Raw genomic sequence first — 538 nt, 5'->3', positions numbered from 1 at the left:
TGCTCTTGAAATTCTCTTATCAACTGTCGAATAAAATTGAAGCTGTAAATCTAAAATTATTTCCCGATCCTTTAAATAGTCCTCAAACGTGTCTGGAATAGTTTCTGAATCAATACAAGCAGATAAATCAACTAAGTAATCATCAATATTTCGATGGATCATACTTCCTTCAACTGAAATATCTCCTGATCGAATATTGTTCTTTAGCTCGGTGAAAGCTACTAACTCATAGTAAGACCGATCTATTTTCCCCTCTTCTGGCCGAACAAGGCTTTTCCATTTTTTACTCACAAAATCAGTAGAAGTATCTGCCGGTATTTTTCTTTTACCACTATTGTGTAAATCAGTTAGTTGAGTTAGGGCCATGAGGACTGGATTTGCTGCCGGAGTTGCTTTGAACGAAAGGGTCCTCAATAACATTGGCGTGTATCTTCGGAGGTAATTAGCTTTATTTCGAACCATTTCTAAATAGCCATGATTTTTATTACCTGTAATTTTTTTAGCTTCTTCTCCATCTTGTACTAAATCTTCCCAAGGC

Annotated in this window: 1 pseudogene; it reads right to left on the bottom strand. The window is 36.1% G+C overall.

Annotated features, from left to right (window positions below):
• Positions 1 to 538: pseudogene (locus KQI94_RS16265) on the bottom strand (Tn3 family transposase); the annotation flags it as partial.

The organism is Enterococcus sp. S183_ASV_20, assembly GCF_018919685.1.
GTDB lineage: Bacteria > Bacillota > Bacilli > Lactobacillales > Enterococcaceae > Enterococcus > Enterococcus faecalis.
This window is presented reverse-complemented; position numbering and strand designations above follow the sequence as displayed.